Origin of the sequence: Salegentibacter lacus, from assembly GCF_020164555.1 — a bacterium.
In the GTDB taxonomy this organism is placed as follows: domain Bacteria; phylum Bacteroidota; class Bacteroidia; order Flavobacteriales; family Flavobacteriaceae; genus Salegentibacter; species Salegentibacter lacus.
The window spans coordinates 182,524-201,235 of sequence record NZ_JAIQZB010000005.1; the positions used below are offsets into that span (position 1 = coordinate 182,524).

18 protein-coding genes are annotated in these 18,712 nt (G+C 37.2%); 14 read left to right on the top strand and 4 right to left on the bottom strand.

Features of this window, described 5'->3' with window-relative positions; translation table 11 throughout:
- The first annotated feature begins 142 nt into the window (after positions 1–142).
- Complete coding sequence (locus LB465_RS05590) at positions 143–721, top strand: M48 family metalloprotease (protein ID WP_224467968.1); 579 nt, start codon at positions 143–145, stop codon at positions 719–721.
- On the opposite strand, the gene LB465_RS05595 is transcribed toward LB465_RS05590, so the two are convergent.
- Both LB465_RS05595 and LB465_RS05600 read right to left on the bottom strand, forming a co-directional pair.
- The gene (locus LB465_RS05595) at positions 718–2,244 is read right to left on the bottom strand and encodes a GH3 family domain-containing protein (protein ID WP_224467970.1); all 1,527 of its coding nucleotides are present in this window, start codon (positions 2,242–2,244) and stop codon (positions 718–720) included. The two genes, LB465_RS05590 and LB465_RS05595, sit on opposite strands and share 4 nt — an antisense overlap.
- Positions 2,245–2,352: 108 nt before the next feature.
- The gene (locus LB465_RS05600; protein ID WP_224467973.1) at positions 2,353–3,912 is read right to left on the bottom strand and encodes an NAD(P)/FAD-dependent oxidoreductase; all 1,560 of its coding nucleotides are present in this window, start codon (positions 3,910–3,912) and stop codon (positions 2,353–2,355) included.
- Between the two features lie 170 nt (positions 3,913–4,082).
- Here LB465_RS05600 and LB465_RS05605 point away from each other — a divergent pair, with 170 nt between their 5' ends.
- The 6 genes from LB465_RS05605 (at position 4,083) to yidC (ending at position 9,906) form a co-directional block, all read left to right on the top strand.
- On the top strand, positions 4,083–4,655 hold the full coding sequence (locus LB465_RS05605; RefSeq protein WP_224467975.1) for a carboxymuconolactone decarboxylase family protein: 573 nt from the start codon (positions 4,083–4,085) through the stop codon (positions 4,653–4,655).
- Positions 4,656–4,665: 10 nt separating this feature from the next.
- Positions 4,666–5,532, top strand: coding sequence for a histidine kinase (locus LB465_RS05610; protein ID WP_224467977.1), 867 nt, complete (start codon positions 4,666–4,668; stop codon positions 5,530–5,532).
- Positions 5,529–5,897 carry a response regulator gene (locus LB465_RS05615; RefSeq protein WP_224467979.1) on the top strand — a complete coding sequence of 123 codons (369 nt, stop codon included), beginning with the start codon at positions 5,529–5,531 and terminating at the stop codon, positions 5,895–5,897. Before LB465_RS05610 ends, LB465_RS05615 begins: the two co-directional genes overlap by 4 nt.
- 94 nt (positions 5,898–5,991) lie before the next feature.
- The gene (locus LB465_RS05620; RefSeq protein WP_093305874.1) at positions 5,992–6,228 is read left to right on the top strand and encodes a DUF3820 family protein; all 237 of its coding nucleotides are present in this window, start codon (positions 5,992–5,994) and stop codon (positions 6,226–6,228) included.
- A 122-nt stretch (positions 6,229–6,350) separates the two neighbouring features.
- A complete protein-coding gene (locus LB465_RS05625) occupies positions 6,351–7,991 on the top strand; it encodes a CTP synthase (protein WP_224467981.1) in 1,641 nt (546 codons plus the stop codon).
- A 46-nt stretch (positions 7,992–8,037) separates the two neighbouring features.
- On the top strand, positions 8,038–9,906 hold the full coding sequence (gene yidC / locus LB465_RS05630; protein WP_224467983.1) for a membrane protein insertase YidC: 1,869 nt from the start codon (positions 8,038–8,040) through the stop codon (positions 9,904–9,906).
- A gap of 116 nt (positions 9,907–10,022) precedes the next feature.
- On the opposite strand, the gene LB465_RS05635 is transcribed toward yidC, so the two are convergent.
- Complete coding sequence (locus tag LB465_RS05635; RefSeq protein WP_224468057.1) at positions 10,023–10,664, bottom strand: protein-L-isoaspartate(D-aspartate) O-methyltransferase; 642 nt, start codon at positions 10,662–10,664, stop codon at positions 10,023–10,025.
- 135 nt (positions 10,665–10,799) lie between these two features.
- On the opposite strand from LB465_RS05635, the gene LB465_RS05640 reads away from it, so the two are divergent.
- The 7 genes from LB465_RS05640 (at position 10,800) to miaA (ending at position 17,908) form a co-directional block, all read left to right on the top strand.
- Positions 10,800–11,777, top strand: coding sequence for a Gfo/Idh/MocA family protein (locus LB465_RS05640; RefSeq protein ID WP_224467985.1), 978 nt, complete (start codon positions 10,800–10,802; stop codon positions 11,775–11,777).
- A gap of 110 nt (positions 11,778–11,887) precedes the next feature.
- A complete protein-coding gene (locus tag LB465_RS05645; RefSeq protein WP_224467988.1) occupies positions 11,888–12,775 on the top strand; it encodes a 3-hydroxyacyl-CoA dehydrogenase family protein in 888 nt (295 codons plus the stop codon).
- A gap of 19 nt (positions 12,776–12,794) precedes the next feature.
- A complete protein-coding gene (locus LB465_RS05650; protein WP_224467990.1) occupies positions 12,795–14,039 on the top strand; it encodes a DUF1015 domain-containing protein in 1,245 nt (414 codons plus the stop codon).
- Between the two features lie 11 nt (positions 14,040–14,050).
- Positions 14,051–14,704 (top strand): YggS family pyridoxal phosphate-dependent enzyme, encoded by a 654-nt coding sequence (locus LB465_RS05655; protein WP_224467993.1) that lies wholly within the window; start codon positions 14,051–14,053, stop codon positions 14,702–14,704.
- A gap of 21 nt (positions 14,705–14,725) precedes the next feature.
- Positions 14,726–16,099 carry an exonuclease domain-containing protein gene (locus LB465_RS05660; protein WP_224467995.1) on the top strand — a complete coding sequence of 458 codons (1,374 nt, stop codon included), beginning with the start codon at positions 14,726–14,728 and terminating at the stop codon, positions 16,097–16,099.
- A gap of 65 nt (positions 16,100–16,164) precedes the next feature.
- Positions 16,165–16,998 carry an ion transporter gene (locus tag LB465_RS05665; RefSeq protein ID WP_224467997.1) on the top strand — a complete coding sequence of 278 codons (834 nt, stop codon included), beginning with the start codon at positions 16,165–16,167 and terminating at the stop codon, positions 16,996–16,998.
- Entirely contained in the window at positions 16,988–17,908 is a 921-nt protein-coding gene (miaA, locus tag LB465_RS05670) for a tRNA (adenosine(37)-N6)-dimethylallyltransferase MiaA (RefSeq protein ID WP_224467999.1), read from the top strand. Before LB465_RS05665 ends, miaA begins: the two co-directional genes overlap by 11 nt.
- Before the next feature lie 187 nt (positions 17,909–18,095).
- On the opposite strand, the gene LB465_RS05675 is transcribed toward miaA, so the two are convergent.
- Positions 18,096–18,671 carry a DJ-1/PfpI family protein gene (locus LB465_RS05675; RefSeq protein WP_224468002.1) on the bottom strand — a complete coding sequence of 192 codons (576 nt, stop codon included), beginning with the start codon at positions 18,669–18,671 and terminating at the stop codon, positions 18,096–18,098.
- Positions 18,672–18,712 lie beyond the last annotated feature (41 nt).

Genomic DNA, 18,712 nt, shown 5'->3' on the forward strand with positions numbered 1-18,712 from the left:
TTTAAACTGCAACTATGCTATATTTTTAGCAAGACACCATTAATAATTGCTTTTGAAATTCACTCCTAAAACATACCTTATATTAATAGCCATAATTCTAATTAGTCAATGGAATTATGGCACCCTCTATGCCCAAAAAACAATGAAACAAAAAGACAGCTTAAAGTTTGAAAATAAAATAGTCCCAGATGAAATTTGGAGGGAAACCTATGTGGCACTTTCCCACTACCCCGAATTAAAAGACACGCCTATTGAATTCAAATTCAAAAAGAAGATTCAGAAATCTTTTATGCAGGCACAGCCAAAAGTTGCCGGTTTGCTAAAGAACAAAAAGAATCGGTCTTACTTTGTTATGATAAGCGAGCATATAAAAATTGAAGATGAAGTCTTTGACGTTAAGAATGTACCTTCCGAAGTATTAATAGGCTGGATTGGTCACGAACTGGGGCACATTATGGATTACCGTGAGCGCAGTGCATTAAATATGGTTTGGTTTGGCATTAAATACCTTACTTCAAAAAGATACATACAGGAAGCAGAAAGAGCTGCAGATGCTTATGCGGTAAACCACGGACTTGGAAAATATATTATTGCGACTAAAGATTTTATATTGAATCACACGCATCTTGCAGATTCCTACAAAGCCCGAATCAAAAAACTTTATCTCTCACAAGAAGAAATTATGGCGTTAATTGATGAAATAGACAAGGACGACGATTAAGTTTGCTGCTCTTTAACGAATTTCTCCCATTTCGCAAATTTCTCTTCGTCCATTACTTTTTCCATTTTCACCTGTCCGCCTTTTTTCTTGTTAGCGGCGCTCCATTCTGGAAAAATATCAGGATGCACTTTGGTTACCTTAACTCCTTTTAAGGCTTTGGAACGTGCTACTTTGTAATTCTTATTGGCATTTTTGAGAGATTCATCTAAAGCTTCGGTAAGGTCTTCTTCTGAGGTTTCACCTTCAGTTCCTAAATACCAGTGGTGATGGAATTCTCCATCAATTCTCACGGCTGCAAGAGTAAATTCTGGAATTTTAATGTCAAATTTATCTTCAAGCTCCTGCACCGCATCATTCATCTTATTTACTGAAAGTTGAGATCCAACAACGTTTAAGAAGAATTTGGTTCTTCCGGTTATTTTAATTTCGTGACGGACTACATCGGTAAATTTAATGGTGTCACCAATTAAGTATCTCCACGCGCCTGAAACTGTACTAATTAAAAGAATATAATCTTCCTCTTCTTTTACTTCAGAAATTGAAATTACAGGAGCATCATTAGTTATAGAACCGTCTTGGTTTATGTATTCAGCCTCGAATGGAACAAATTCAAAATAGATTCCATTGTTTAGGGCAAGCTTCATAGAATGCGTTCCCGGTCTTTGTTGGTAAGCTATAAATCCTTCTGAAGCCAGATAGGTATCAATTATGGTAATTGGGTGTTTTAAAAGTGCATTAAAACTTTTTTCGTAAGGTTCAAAAGCCACACCTCCAGAAGTATAAACTTGTAGATTTGGCCAGATCTCGTGAATATTATCAACTTTATGATATTCAATCACCTTTTTCATCATAAGTTCTAACCAGGAAGGGATCCCGCTTAAGGCGCCAATATCCCAGTTTTTTGCATTTTCTGCGATGCGTTGCACCCTATCGTCCCATTCTGGAATCTTTGAGATCTCATCACCGGGTTTATAATAACCTTTAAACCAGAAAGGGATTTTGCTGGCAGATATTCCGCTAATTTCTCCCTCTTCGTGGTCGCCCTCCTTCTGAAGATCGGTAGAGCTACCTAACATCATGATTTCTTTTTCAAAGAAATCGTTAGGAAGATCAAAATTACTTAAAGCGCCTACCTGGTCAATTCCGGTTTGTCTAATGGCATCTACCATATCTTCAGTTACCGGAATACGCTTACTCGATTTACCGGTAGTACCAGAACTTAGCGCGAAATAGGGAGGTTTTCCAGGCCAGGTTACATCTTCTTCACCTTCGTGCATTTTATACCACCATTCATCATTAATTTTGTTATAATCGAAATAAGGGATTTTTTCAGCAAACATTTTTGAAATATCATCAGCCTTTAAAATTGCCTCAAAATCATAGTGCTTCCCAAACTGAGTATCCTTTGCTTTTTTAAGCAGTTTTTTTAATACTTCCTGTTGCGCTTCCTGTGCTTCGGGTTCAGAAACAACAGAATCCCTAAAATCTATTAATTTTTTTAAAATTGAACCTATTATGGCCATAATACTGATATTTATTGGTGGTTATTTTCAAAAAATGAAGATAAAAAAAACCAAAATCAACACTATTAATGTCTTAACAATTATCAATATTTTAACCTTTATAACAGGCTAAGAACTCTGTAGGCTTTCCACGCATTTTTCTGCACATCTTTCGCCGTCTATAGCTGCTGAAATAATACCTCCGGCATAACCGGCGCCTTCCCCGCAGGGATAAAGTCCTTTTATCTGCACGTGTTCAAAACTATAAGGATCTCGTGGAATTCTAACCGGTGATGAAGTGCGGGATTCGGGAGCGTGAACCACGGCTTCGTTCGTTAAAAAGCCGCGCATGCTTTTATTGAATTCTTTGAATCCTTCTTGCAAAGTTTTATGAATAAAATTAGGGAAAACTTTTCCTAAATCAGCCGAAGTAACTCCGGGTTTGTATGAAGTTACCGGCAGGTTTGAAGAAACTTTCCCCTGGGTGAAATCTACCAAACGCTGCGCTGGAACTTTTTGTGTACTGCCACCTTCCAACCAGGCTTTTTGTTCTATTTGCTTCTGGAATTCCATAGCCGCCAGCGGATTCTTTTCTGAATCTTTAAAATCTGGAAGCCTTAACTCCACCACAATTCCTGAATTGGCTGTAGGTTGATCGCGTTTGCTGGGAGACCAGCCATTGGTAACTACTTCCCCGGGAGCCGTGGCACAGGGAGCGATAATTCCGCCGGGGCACATGCAAAATGAATACATTCCTCTTCCTCCTATTTGCTTAACAATACTATAAGGCGAAGGCGGAAGAAATTCTCCCCTGGAATCACATTTATACTGGATTTGATCTATAAGTTCCTGCGGGTGTTCTACCCTAACCCCAAGCGCAAAAGCTTTCGCTTCAATCTTTATATTTTTTCTATGCAGAAGTTCAAAAATATCACGAGCTGAATGTCCTGTAGCCAGGATGATTTTCTTCGCTTTAATAGTTTCACCTTTTAGAGTTTTAATTCCTGAAACTTCATTATTCTCAATAAGAATATCGGTTAGCCTGGTTTCAAAAAGAACTTCTCCTCCGCAGGCGATAATACGTTCGCGTATATCTGCAATAATTGCCGGTAGCTTGTTTGTTCCAATATGCGGGTGCGCATCTACCATAATTTCAGGCGTAGCGCCAAAACCTACAAGTAATTTCAGAATTCGATCTACATCGCCACGCTTTTTAGATCGTGTATATAGTTTACCATCACTGTAAGTTCCGGCGCCACCTTCTCCAAAACAATAATTGGAATCTTCATCAACAATATGTTCAATGTTTAGCGCTTTTAGATCCCGACGGCGCGTTCTTACGTCTTTTCCGCGTTCAATGATAATCGGTTTAAATCCCAATTCAATACAACGCAATGCGGCAAATAAACCAGCAGGACCAGCTCCCACAATTACGACTTCCTCTTTATTATTTACATCCTGATAATCTGGGAGGAATATCTTTTCTTCGGTAAAATCTTCATTTACATAAACATCAACCTTTAAATTAATTTTTATTGCTTTCTGCCTGGCATCAATCGAGCGCTTTAAGACTTTTACGTAATTAATATCCTTCGAAGCAATACCGCCGTGACTGGAGACTGCTTTCATAAGTTTTTGCTGATTTGCAGCTTCTTCAGGAGTTAATCTTATTTGGTACTGGTACTTCATTTTAAAAATTCTACCACAAAAATATACTTTTCAAATTTGTTAAGTGAATTTTTAAAAATTGAGATATCTATTAAATTAAGAACAATGCGACTAACTTTTTTTTAGGCAGTGGCAAATTATTAACTTATTTTGTGCAATCTTTATAAACCCAAATCTTATTACAAAATTAAATGAATTTGACCTCACGCTACCCTATGGTTTCTTACGAAGAAGCCTCTCCTGAAGTACAGGAAATTTACGACGACACCAAGAAAACCCTTCAACTCCCATTTGTTTTAAATTGGTTTAAATGCCAGGGAAATAACGCTACTTTGTTAAAAGGTAACTGGAGCAAACTAAAGAACACTTTAATGGAAGGTGAAGTACCAAATGTGCTTAAACAACTCATTATTTATAATGTATCCAAGCAACGTGGTTGCAATTACTGCTCTCATGCTCACGGAATTTTCGCCGATAGTATGAGTGCGATGATCTCGGAAGAAGAAGGTTTTAAGGCGACAGAAAATATAGATTCTCCTTCTATGCCGGCAAGTTTTAGAATTGCCGTAAAAATCGTTACTAATGCCGCACTCAATCATAACGAAGTTTCAGATGAAGATTTTCAGGAATTGGAAAAAGCAGGATTTTCCCCAAGGGAAGTCCAGGAATTAATGGCTCAGGCCGATTTAGTGAATATGCTAAATACCATAGCTGATGTTTCTGGAATTAAAATAGACAACGAATTACTGGAAACTCCGGAATAATTTCATTTTAATGGAATCCCTACAAGATAGAACCTCCCGGGTTTACAGAATCACTTACGAAACTTTTTCTAAATTTAGCAACAACCTAAACCGTTGTAAAAGTCTGGAAGAAGTTTCGCAGGTTTCAGTGCGTTTTTTAAAATACCTACTGAATTTTCATCTTTTCAGAATAAGCGTAAATCAGGCAGATTCTTATTTGGTTTATTGCCAATGTAATTCAAAGGGACACTTTGAACTTATTCAGCGAGAAAATCTACTGCCGTACGAAGTAAAAATTCTGGATGATAATATTCCTGTTCGAACCGAAAATATTCCTTCTGAGCTAAACGAAAAAATCACTGCTAACATTTTAGAATCTCCGGCATTATGGTGCTGGACTTTTAAAAAAATGGATGTAGATTTCACCGTTTCCCTCGTAGCCGATGAAAACAAGGCTTTTGATGTTGGAGATATTGAAATACTGAAATTGATAAGCGATAGTTTCCAGGCAAAATTTCAGGAAATTTACCTGAAAGAAGAGGTCTTTCATAAAAATCAGTCGTTGTTACAAGCATTAGACGTTATTAAAAACCAGAATAAGAAAATCAACCAGATCGTTGAAAATCAAAAGCAAACCATTGCCGATCGAACCAAAGAGGTGGTTGAAAAAAATGAAAAATTATTGCATATTTCAGCATTAAACGCACATAATGTAAGGGAGCCATTATCCAGGATTCAGGGAATTGTTCAGCTTTTTGAAGTTTTTGACGACAAAACCTGTAGAGAAGATCTGCTGCCAAAACTTAAACAGTCTTCAGAAGAAATGGATCAGGTTTTGCGAGAAGTTATTGAAATGGCCACCACCGAGTTAAATCAATTAAAAGCAAAAGAGTTATGAGCACCATTATTCTTGTAGACGACCAGCCCATAGCCAATTTTATAACCCGAAAACTATTGGAAATTGAAGGTTATAATAAAGATGTTTTAGATTTCACCAATCCCGAAAAAGCTTTAGCCTATTTGGAAAATAAACAAGACACCCTCATTTTTTTAGACCTTAATATGCCAGAAATGAATGGCTTCGAATTCCTGGATTATTTAAAAGCTAAGGGACATCAACATAGAATTATTATACTTACCTCTAGCACCAGTGCTATAGACCGAAAAAAAGCGAAGGAATATTCTTCAGTTATAGAATATGTAGAAAAACCACTGAATAAAAGTAAATTCGCCCAGCTCAAACCGCTTTTGCAACAATCGTAAACTAAATAGAAGAAAATTCCCAAGGCGTTCATAAAATAACATTTTTAATTTTAAGAGATTAATCTACTAACATTTAATCTCAATTATTGAGCAAATGAGCTTAAAACCAAATCATAAAGCACTTTTAGAACTTGCCCACGCTAAAATGCATTTTGGAAAATACAAAGGCTATTATTTAAGCGATATTCCCGAATATTATTTGGTCTGGTATCGCCAAAAGGGCTTCCCCGAAGGCAAACTCGGCCAGCAAATGAGCGAGGTCTTTGAACTTAAACTTAACGGGATGGAACAATTGCTTAGAGATATAAGAAGAAAGTTTCCAAAACCTTGAGTTTTCCGCAGTTTAAATGGTGGTTTTAACTTTAAAAATATTAGGTTTAAAATTAACGGCTTTTCTATTCTTCTTTGTAATTTAGCGCCCTGAATCAAACAACGCAACAAACACTTCTTAAGATGGCCGAAACCAAGTATATTTTTGTCACCGGCGGCGTTTCTTCTTCCCTCGGAAAAGGGATTATAGCGGCTTCACTGGCAAAATTATTACAAGCGCGTGGATTTAGAACCACTATTCAGAAACTCGACCCCTACATTAACGTAGATCCCGGCACTTTAAATCCTTACGAACACGGCGAATGCTATGTTACCGAAGATGGTGCTGAAACCGATCTTGACCTTGGCCATTACGAGCGTTTTTTAAATGTAAATACGTCCCAGGCAAATAATGTAACTACCGGCCGTATCTACCAAAGTGTTATTGAAAAAGAACGTCGTGGAGAATTTTTAGGGAAAACCGTTCAGGTGGTTCCGCATATAACTAATGAAATTAAGGATCGCATCCAGATTCTTGGCCAAAATGGGGATTACGATATTGTAATTACTGAAATTGGCGGAACTGTAGGCGATATTGAATCCTTACCGTATATAGAAGCAGTTAGACAATTAAAATGGGAATTAGGCGATGAAAATGCTTTAATTATTCATCTTACACTTGTGCCCTATCTTGCTGCTGCCGGTGAATTAAAAACAAAACCAACCCAGCACAGTGTCAAAACTTTGATGGAAAGCGGACTTAAAGCCGATATCCTGGTTTGTAGAACCGAGCACGAACTATCAGATGATATCCGCCGTAAACTGGCTATTTTCTGTAACGTTAGGCAGGAAGCTGTAATTCAGAGTATAGATGCAGCTACCATTTACGATGTTCCAAATTTAATGCTGAAGGAAGGTCTGGATACTGTAACGTTGAAAAAGTTACACCTTCCTGATGAAACTACGCCAAATTTGGACCGATGGAACCAGTTTTTAGATCGGCATAAAAATCCAAAAGCTGAAATTACCATTGGTTTAATTGGAAAATATGTTGAATTACAGGATTCTTATAAATCAATTCTTGAAGCATTTATTCACGCGGGTGCAGAAAATGAAGTTAAGGTGAATGTAGAAAGCATTCATTCTGAATTTATAAATGAAAATACCATAGATCATAAATTCGCAAATTTAGACGGAGTTTTGGTTGCGCCTGGATTTGGCGAACGTGGTGTAGAAGGAAAAATTGACGCGGTTAAATATGCACGTCAACATAACTTACCATTTTTAGGTATTTGCCTGGGAATGCAAATGGCAGTAATTGAGTTTGCCAGGAACGTATTAAAGTTAAAAACTGCCAATTCTACCGAAATGGATCCTAAAACCAAACATCCGGTTATAGATCTTATGGAGGAGCAAAAAGAGGTAACTCATAAGGGCGGAACGATGCGACTTGGTGCCTGGGATTGTAAACTTACCGAAGATTCTAAAATCCAAAAAGCTTACGGCAAAACCGAGATTAAAGAAAGACATCGCCATCGTTACGAATATAACAACAAATACAAGAAAGAACTGGAAAAAGCAGGAATGCTAAGTACGGGTATAAATCCTGAAACCGGCCTGGTAGAAGTTATAGAGTTAAAAGAGCATCCCTGGTTTGTGGGAGTTCAATATCACCCGGAATATAAAAGTACCGTTGCGACTCCGCATCCGGTTTTTATAGCCTTTATTAAGGCTGCCTACGATTTTTCGAAAAAAAGAAAAAATGCCAGTCTGGCACAAAAATAAAAGTGGCCGACTTATTGACCAAAAGCAAGTTATAGTTTAGAAAAGCATGGAAGAAAAGAAATTTGATGTTCAGTCCTTAATTGGATTCATACTTATTGGTGGAATTTTACTTTGGATGTTGTACACCAACAGCGGCTCTGAAGAAACAATAGAACCACAACAGGAAACAGAACAGGTTGAAGTTCCCGGAAATACCGATACTAACCAGCCTCCACAACAACAGGAAACACAAACTCCAGGAGCAGATTCTACTGCTCTTGCCCAGGCTCGTGAGCGTTTAGGTGCTTTTGGTTATTCAGCTAGTCTTCCATCAGCTACAGAAAATACAACCACAATTTCTAACGATGTTTTAGAACTTAAAATTGATAATAAAGGTGGTTATATTTCAGAAGCAAGGTTAACAAATTTCAAGACCTTCGATTCTATTCCGGTTTATTTAATTAAAGACGGAAATGCTTCTTTCAATATTAATTTTACTACCACCGATGGTAGAACCTTAGACACCGAAAACCTTTATTTTGAACCTGAAGTAACCCAAAGTGGAGATAATCAGATTATCTCTATGAAGTTGAAAGTTTCAGAAAACGAATTCCTTGAATATCGTTATGTACTGAAACCAGGCGAATATATGCTGGATTTCAGCATAAGATCTCAGGGTCTAAACGATGTACTCAACAGTTCCAGGGATATTAATTTAGACTGGCAGTTAAAAGGTTATCGCCACGCGAAAAGTATTTCCTATGAAAATCGTTACACTGAACTTATTTATGAATATGATGAAGGTGACGATGATTATTTAGGAAGTGGTGATTTTGAAGAACAGGAAGATGAAAACATTACTTATGTAGCATTTAAACAACACTTCTTCACCTCTATCCTACTAACTGACAATCCTTTTGAAAGAGGAAAATTCACATCAGAAAACCTGGTGGAGGATGAAGAAATAGATACAGTTTTCACCAAAAATTTTGCTGCAAAATTGCCATTAGAATTAAATGGTGGGGAGCTTAATTATAATATGAACTGGTATTACGGCCCAACAGATTATAAGATCTTAAACGATTATGATCGTAATCTGGATGAAGTTGTACCATTAGGATGGGGAATTTTCGGCTGGATTAACCAGTATGTATTTATACCATTTTTCTCATTTTTAAGCGGAGTTTTACCTAGCTACGGTATTGCGATTATTGTAATGACTATTGTAGTAAGAATCGTGCTTTCTCCGGTTACTTATAAATCTTATCTCTCACAAGCTAAAATGAAGGTTTTAAGACCTGAAATTAATGAGCTTAATGAAAAGTATAAGGATAACGCGATGAAAAAGCAGCAGGAAACTATGAAACTGTATAGCAAAGCGGGAGCCAGCCCAATGAGTGGTTGTTTGCCTGCCTTGATGCAAATTCCGGTTTTCTATGCACTTTTCCAGTTCTTCCCAAGTGCTTTCCAGTTAAGGCAAAAAGGATTCTTATGGGCAGACGACTTATCGAGTTATGATACAATCGCAGAACTACCGTTTCATATCCCCTTTTATGGAGATCACGTGAGTTTATTTCCAATCTTAGCATCTATCGCCATCTTTATTTATATGATGATGACCACGGGGCAAAGTATGCAGCAAGCCCAGCAGCCGGGAATGCCTAATATGAAATTTATTATGTACCTGTCTCCAATTATGATGTTGTTTTTCTTCAACAACTATGCGAGTGGACTTTCATTATACTACTTCACCTCTAACCTGATTACTATCGGAATTATGTTAGTGATTAAATATGTGATTATTGATGAAGATAAAATTCATGCAAAGATCCAGGAGAACAAGAAAAAGCCTAAAAAACAAAACAAGTTCACCAGGAAAATGCAGGAAATGATGGAGCAGGCAGAACAGCAAAAGAATCAACAGAAGAAGAAATAAACTTATTCCTCAAATAGAAAAGCCGGTTTAAAAAACATTTTTAAACCGGCTTTTTTTATTACGTCATACTGAACTTGTTTCAGGACCTAATAAGATGAAAAGTTAAATCAGCTTTTTTAATTTTTATCCCCCAACAAAGGCACAAACCGGAATTGTCCAAATTCGGTTTTATCAAATTCTTTAGGAGATTTTCTTATAAAAAGGGTCATTGTTTGTACATCGTCGCCCACAGGAATTACCATTTTACCGCCAACCTTTAATTGGCCTAAAAGGTCGTTAGGCACAAAAGGCGCACCGGCAGTCACAATTATTTTATCAAAAGGAGCATAATCTGGCATTCCTTTGTAACCATCACCGAAACTTAGATGTTTAGGGCGGTAGCCTATTTTATTTAAAAAGGCTTTTGTCTTTTTATAAAGTTCGCGTTGGCGTTCAATACTATAGACTTTTGCGCCAAGTTCGCAAAGAACGGCAGTTTGGTACCCGCTTCCGGTTCCTATTTCCAAAACTTTATCACCTTTTTCAATTTCCAGTTTTTCAGTTTGAAAAGCCACCGTATAAGGTTGGGAAATTGTTTGGTCTGCCGCGATAGGGAAAGCCTTATCCTGGTAAGCGTGATCTTCAAAACTACTATCCATAAATAAATGCCTCGGAATTTTCCCAATTGCATCTAAAACTGCTTTATCGGTGATTCCCTTTTTCTTTACGGTTTTTACCAATTGCTGTCTTTTCCCTTTATGTCTATAGTTATCTTCAATCACTTTCTCCCCGTTTAGATTGCAAAAATACTCATTAGAAGTCAAAGATGCCAAGCGAAATCAGGGGAGATTCTCCGCTTTATTGCTAAACTATTTGCAATCAAAATGCTATTTTTGTGAAAAATGCTAAATAATATGTTGAAAGTCGGCGTGCTGGGTGCAGGACACTTAGGAAAGATCCATCTCAAATTACTTAATCAGTCTAAAAAGTATGAACTCGTAGGTTTCTACGATGCCAGTTCAGAAAATGCCGAAAAAGTAGCTACTGAATTCGGTTATAAAAAATTTGATTCCATAGACGAGCTTATCGCCGCAGTAGATGTTGTAGATGTTGTTACGCCTACCCTTTCTCACTTTGAAGTCGCTAAAAAAACTATTACCGAAGGAAAACATCTTTTTATAGAAAAGCCTATTACCAACACTTTTGCAGAAGCCGAAGAACTTATCGCTTTAGCAGAAAAGCACGACGTAAAAGGCCAGGTAGGACACGTAGAGCGTTTTAATCCTGCATTTAGGGCCGTGGCTTCCAGAATAGAAAATCCTATGTTTATTGAAGCTCACCGTCTTGCAGAATTCAATCCGCGCGGAACTGATGTTCCTGTCGTACTTGATTTAATGATTCATGATATAGATGCTGTACTTAGCGTAGTAAAATCTAAGGTGAAAAATATTAACGCCAGCGGGGTTTCAGTAATCAGTGATACGCCAGATATTGCCAACGCCCGGATCGAATTTGAAAACGGATGCGTGGCAAACCTTACCGCCAGCAGAATTTCAATGAAAAACATGCGTAAATCAAGGTTTTTTCAGCGAGATGCCTATATTTCTGTAGATTTTTTAGAGAAAAAATGTGAGGTAGTAAAAATGAAGGATGCTCCCGAAACTCCAGATGATTACGCCATGGTTTTGCAAAATGCTGAAGGAGTGAAAAAGCAAATCTATTTTGACAATCCTGATGTTGCGCCAAACAACGCCATTTTAGATGAGTTAGAAACGTTTGCCGATGCCATAAACAATAATACCACTCCAATTGTGACGCTGGAACAAGGCGCTGAAGCTTTACGCATTGCTAATGGAGTTATTGCAAGTTTTAGTAAAACTAAATCGCAGTAAACAAACTTCGGATCATTTATATCTCGATACTTGAGTAAGTAATTTTATGAATTAATTACGATTAAGTTTCAGCATGATTTTGAACTTAATCTCATATAAAACCACACACAATGAAGAATATAGCAGTTATAGGAGCAGGAACAATGGGCAACGGGATCGCCCATACTTTCGCTCAATTTGGATACAAAGTAAACCTGATCGATATTTCAGAAGAAAGCCTGGATAAAGGAATGAAAACTATTTCGGGAAATTTAGACCGAATGGTTTCCAAAGAAAAGATTAGTGAGTCAGATAAGGAAGCGACCCTTAATAACATCACGACTTTTAACGATATCCCTAAAGGAGTTGAAGGAATTGATCTTGTGGTTGAAGCCGCTACCGAAAATGAAGATTTAAAACTGAAAATCTTTAAGCAACTGGACGAGAATTGTTCGGCTAACACAATACTGGCGAGTAATACGTCTTCAATTTCTATTACAAAAATCGCTTCTGTGGTTTCCAATCCGGAGCGGGTGATTGGAATGCATTTTATGAATCCGGTGCCAATTATGAAACTGGTAGAGATTATTCGAGGTTACAGTACCAGCGATAAGGTTACCTCAACGATCATGGAGCTTTCAGAAAAACTAAATAAAGTTCCGGTTGAAGCTAACGATTACCCCGGTTTTGTAGCCAACCGAATTCTAATGCCTATGATTAACGAGGCGATTGAAACTTATTACAACGGCGTAGCCGGAGTAAAAGAAATTGATACCGTTATGAAACTAGGTATGGCGCACCCTATGGGACCGCTTCAATTGGCCGATTTTATAGGGCTGGATGTTTGTCATTCTATTCTGGAAGTGATGTATGAAGGTTTCAAAAATCCAAAATACGCCCCTTGTCCGTTATTAACCAATATGGTGATGGCAGGAAAACTTGGAATAAAATCGGGTGAAGGCTTTTATGATTATTCTGAAAGCAAAAAAGCCGAAAAGGTTTCTGCTCAATTCAGCTAAATAAAAGGTAGAATTAGATTTGACAAAAATACTTCCATTTAGAGCTGTAAGGCCACAACGAGCCAAAGCCGGACTTGTAGCTACAAAGTCTTTTGAAGACTATACTGAAGCCGAAATAAGGGCGATATTACAATATAACCCGTATTCATTTTTACATATTTTGAATCCGGGTTATAAATTTCAACACGAGATTACCGGTGGGCAACGCTTCCAGATGGTTAAAAATCGCTACCTGGAATTTAAGGAAGAAAATTCGTTTATAAAAGATGAAGAGCCGGCCTACTATCTTTATAAAATAGTAAGTCGCGAAACTAATTGCTGCGGTATTATAGCCGCTGCCAGTGCCGAAGATTACGAAAATAATCTCATTAAAAAGCACGAAGATACGATTGCCCGCCGCGAGACAATGTTCAAAGATTACCTAAAAGTGGTGGGCTTTAATACTGAACCTGTGCTCCTCACCTATCCCGATAATTCTAAAATAAACGACGTTATTGATCGGGTAATGCAAACCCGGGCCGAATATGAATTTGCCACTGCAAACCGGGAAATTCATTACCTATGGAAGATTGATGAGGAAGATTTATTAAAGCAAATTAAGGAAGAATTTGACCAGATGCCGCATTTATATATCGCAGATGGTCATCACCGTTGCGCTTCTTCCTATTTGTTAGCTCAGGAAGAACGAGAGGCCAATCCTAAGCATACGGGAAAAGAACCTTATAATTTTTTTATGAGTTACCTTATCTCAGAGAGTAACCTTAAAATTCACGAATTCAGCAGGCTGATTACCAATTTAAATGGACATACCAAAGAGGAATTTCTTATCCAACTGGATGAATATTTCAGAATTGAAAATCACGGGATGGAAGTTTATAAGCCGCTGCAAAAACATCATTTCAACATGTATTTGGATGGGGAATTTTATTCCCTTTATTTGCGAAAAACAAACTATGAATTTGGGGATTCTTTGACTAAATTAGATCCTTATATTCTTTATAAAAAAGTGCTTCAGCCAATTTTGGGAATTGAAGACCTTAGAAATGACAAGCGTATTTCTTATATTCACGGTAAAAATGATCTAATCGAACTCAAAACCCGTATAGATAAAGGTGAATTTGCAGTCGGCTTTGGGATGCTTCCATTAAGTATTGAGGAAATTAAAGCAACAGCCGATGAAGGTTTAACGATGCCACCAAAAAGCACATATATTGAGCCTAAACTTTTAAACGGCCTAACCATCTACGAGTTTGAAACCAAATAAAAATTGATTGCATGGACATTTCAGAAAATATTAAAAGGTTTAAAGAAGAACTACCTGAAGACGTTAACCTAATTGCTATTTCCAAAACCAAACCTGTAGAAGATCTTTTTGAAGCTTATGAAACCGGGCAGAGACAATTTGGTGAGAATAAGATCCAGGAAATGACAGAGAAATGGGAGAAACTTCCCAAAGATATTGAATGGCATATGGTTGGTCACGTGCAGAGAAACAAGGTAAAATACATGGCGCCGTACGTTTCCCTGATTCACGCGGTGGATAGTTTAAAATTATTGAAAGAAATCAATAAAGAAGCCAACAAAAATGTGCGTTCTATAGATTGCCTGTTGCAAATTAAAATTGCGGAAGAAGATAGCAAATTTGGAATTTCAGCTGAAAAAGCTAAAGAAATATTAGATTCAGAAGAATTTAAAAAGTTAGATCACGTAAAGGTAAAAGGCCTAATGGGAATGGCCACTTTTACCGATGATGAAGCGCAGGTAAAAAAAGAATTTGAACACTTAAAATCGGTTTTTGAAGATTTTAAAAAAGAATATTCAAATATGAGTATCCTTTCTATGGGAATGAGCGGAGATTACAAGATCGCTGTAGATTGCGGTAGTAATATGGTACGCATAGGAAGCGAAATTTTTGGAGAAAGAAATTAATTAAAGAAGTAAGAGCATTTTTTGTACGCAGTAGTAGACATAGAGACCACCGGTGGTAAATATAACGAAGAAGGAATAACCGAAATTGCAATTTATAAATTTGATGGCCTAAAAGTAGTAGACCAGTTTATAAGCCTTGTAAACCCTGAAAAACCTATTCAGCCCTTTGTAGTAAACCTTACAGGTATTAATAACGACATGCTTCGTAATGCACCTAAATTTTACGAAGTGGCCAGGCGCGTTGTAGAAATTACTGCAGATTGCGTTTTGGTAGCGCACAATGCAAAATTTGATTATCGAATTCTTCGCACCGAATTCAAAAGACTAGGATTCGATTTTGAAAGAAGATCGCTTTGTACAGTAGAACTATCTAAAAAACTTATTCCCGGGCAGGCATCTTATAGTTTGGGAAAACTGGTTAGAGCACTGGGAATTCCGCTAAGTGACAGGCATCGTGCCAGTGGCGACGCACAGGCTACGGTAAAACTTTTTAAAATGCTACTTGCCAAAGATGTTGAAAAAAATATCTTAAAAGATGCCGTAAAATTAGAACCTAAACGCCAGTTAGATACTCGTCTGGTTTATATTCTGGAAGATTTACCGGGAATTACCGGTGTATATTATTTTCATAACGAGGAAGGTGAAATTATTTACATTGGGAAAAGCAGGAATATAAAAAAACGGGTAACCCAGCATTTTACTAACGAGCAACGTAAAGCCCGCGAAATGCAAAAAGAAGTTAGCTCGGTTAGTTTTGAAGCTACGGGAAATGAACTCGCTGCCCTCTTAAAGGAAAACCAGGAAATAAAACACAACAAACCGAAATACAACAAGGCTTTAAAAAAGAATATTTTTAGCCACGCACTCTACCACTCTACCGATGAAAACGGCTATATTAATTTAAAAATTGGGCGTGCCGGAAAAAAACAAAGTATTACCACTTTTTCTTCTCTAAAACGAGCTAGAAATGTTTTGGAGATGTGGATCGAAAAATACGAACTCTGCCAAAAACTTTGCAATCTTGAGAATGGCAAAGGAAATTGCTTTAACTACACTATAAAAGAATGCAATGGTGCCTGCATAAGGGAAGAATCAGCTGAATCTTACAACGAAAGGGTAAGGGCATTAATAGATCAACATTCCTATAAAAATCAACATATGCTGGTTATAGACCGGGGTCGGGATATAGACGAAAAAAGCGCATTACTCGTTGAAGATGGTGAATTCAAAGGATATGGTTATTTTAATTTAAACCACCAGATTAACAACATAGAAATTATTAGGTCTATCATAACTCCTATGAAAAACGACCGGGATGCACAGCATATTATTCAAAGTTATTTACGCCAAAATTCCCGTTTAAAAATTGTTCAGTTAGACCCGCTAACCAAATAAGTTTCAAATTAATTAGAAGCTACAGTAATTTATTTAAATTTGAATAATTCTTAAAACACTTATTTTTGGCGAGAACACAACCGAAACCAGGCTGGAAGGCGAAGATTCATGAAGTCATTTATGAGGCCGATACCCCGGCAGGTAAATTTTTTGATGTTGCCTTACTTATAGTTATTGCGATAAGCATTGTCCTGGTAATGTTGGAAAGTGTTAGCTCCTTGAATGTAAAATATTACTGGCATTTTTATATTGCCGAATGGATTATCACCGTAATCTTCACCATTGAATATATCTTAAGGGTAATAGCAATTAAAAGACCTAAAAATTATATTTTTAGTTTTTATGGGATTGTGGATCTACTCTCCACCCTCCCAACCTATCTCTCCCTTATTCTTGGGGGCCATAATTTACTCTTTGCGGTAAGGGCGTTAAGATTACTCAGAGTATTTAGAATTTTAAAGATTACGCGCTATATCGGGGAATCTAACCGACTTTTACTAGCATTACGTAATAGTAGGCCTAAAATTATTGTTTTTCTCTTTGCCGTGCTTATTATTTGTGTGATTATGGGAACGCTGATGCATTTGGTAGAAGGCGAAAAAGGAGGTTTTGATAATATTCCCCTTAGTATTTATTGGGCTATTGTAACCCTTACCACAGTTGGTTTTGGTGATATACATCCGGTCACTCCCCTTGGTAGGTTTATCGCATCTTTTATTATGATTGTAGGTTATGGAATTATTGCGGTCCCAACCGGAATCGTTACTTCTGAAATTACCCGGGCTCAAAAAAAGAAGATTCCAGACAATACGCAAGCCTGCCCGCATTGTAATGAAACCAAGCATTTAGATGATGCCGAATTTTGCCATAACTGTGGAAAAAAATTGAATGAAGAATAATTATCTTTTAAATGTAATTGGCCCTACTGCTATTGGTAAAACTTCTCTGGCCATTAAACTTGCCAAAAAGTTTAATACTGAAATAATTTCTGCAGATTCCCGGCAATTTTATAAAGAAATGAGCATTGGTACTGCCGTTCCTTCAGCAGAAGAATTACAGGTGGCTAAACACCATTTTATACAGCATATTTCTATTGAAGATTCTTATAATGTTGGCGATTTTGAAACTGAAGCTATTCAGAAATTAGAAGAACTTTTCCAAAATAATAATTTTGCGATAATGGTTGGCGGCAGTGGCCTATATACCAAAAGTATCTTGCACGGGCTGGATTATTTTCCTGAAGTTCCTTCAGAAACTAGACAAGATCTCAACAAGAAGTTTGAAAAAGAGGGCATTGCTCCTCTACAGGAACAATTAAAAAAACTGGATCCTGAATATTATAAAATTGCGGATGTTGAAAATCCGCAGCGTGTGATTCGTGCCCTGGAGGTCGCTATTGTTTCCGAAAAACCTTATTCTTCTTATTTAAATCAGCCTAAAAAACAGCGTAATTTTATTCCTGTAAATATTGGTTTAGACGCAGATCGCGAAATAATTTATGAACGCATCAATCGCCGTGTAGATTTAATGATGAAAGAAGGATTACTGGAAGAAGCTGAAAACCTTTTTTCCAAACGACAGCTCAATGCCCTAAATACGGTGGGCTATAAAGAGCTTTTCAGATTTTTGGAAGGGAAAGATTCCCTGGAAACAGCCGTATCAGAAATCAAGAAAAACACCCGAAGATTCGCAAAAAGACAACTTACCTGGTTTAGAAAAGACACAGATATCCATTGGTTCAATTTTAAAACTACGGGTAAGGAAATCCAACAATTTATTGAAACAAAAATTAAAGATTATGAAGATTGATCGATTAAAGCTGAACGCTGCATAAAAAGTCTCATCTCGTCAAGCTGAAACTAGTTTCAGCTTCTAACAAGTTTTGATTATCCACATCTCTGATTTTGAATTGAATTGAGAATGACGATTTAATAACTTCTTATGCAGCTTCAATGAATTCAGCTTTACTGAAAAAAGGGGTGGTTATAGCTTTATCTTAAATCTCAATTTTTGCACCAAGTAGTTTTACAAATTCCCTAATAAAAGCAGCGTGTCCGGGCCAGGCCGGTGAAGTTACCAAATTACCATCAACTACCGCTTCAGTAGGTTCTACCTCTTTATACGTCCCTCCTACCAGTTCTATTTCAGGACCTATGGTTGGATAAGCCGTAAGGGTTCTTCCTTGTAAAACTTTCGCAACCGTAAGAATTTGAATCGCGTGACAAATAGAAGCCACCGGCTTATCTTTCTCAAAGAAATGTTTAGTGATTTCAATTACTTTTTTGTTCAATCTAAGATATTCTGGCGCTCGGCCTCCGGCCATAACGAATCCGTCATAATCGTCTGGAAATACCTCTTCAAAAGAATAATTGAGCTCAAACAAATGCCCGGGTTTTTCGGTGTAAGTCTGGTCTCCTTCAAAATCGTGAATGGCGGTTTTTATCTTGTCGCCTTTCTTCTTTCCCGGGCAAACAGTATGCACTGTATATCCCAACATATCTAACATCTGGAAAGGAACCATTGTTTCGTAATCTTCAGCAAAATCTCCGGTTAAAAAGAGTATTTTTTTCATAATTAATCAGGTTTTAGTTTCCTTTTTAAGTTAAGGAAATT